Annotated in this window: 1 rRNA gene; it reads left to right on the top strand. The window is 53.9% G+C overall.

What is annotated here, in order from left to right:
• Window positions 1-219 (top strand): 16S ribosomal RNA (locus GEV02_RS32735); the annotation flags it as partial.
• Window positions 220-232: the final 13 nt, after the last annotated feature.

Below are 232 nucleotides of genomic sequence, written 5' to 3' on the forward strand. Positions count from 1 at the left end.
ACTGCATGAAGTTGGAATCGCTAGTAATCGCGGATCAGCATGTCGCGGTGAATACGTTCCCGGGTCTTGTACACACCGCCCGTCACACCATGGGAGCGGGTTTTACCAGAAGTAGGTAGCTTAACCGTAAGGAGGGCGCTTACCACGGTAGGATTCGTGACTGGGGTGAAGTCGTAACAAGGTAGCCGTATCGGAAGGTGCGGCTGGATCACCTCCTTTCTAGAGTAGCACT

Source organism: Rugamonas aquatica (assembly GCF_009380215.1).
GTDB lineage: Bacteria > Pseudomonadota > Gammaproteobacteria > Burkholderiales > Burkholderiaceae_D > Rugamonas > Rugamonas aquatica_B.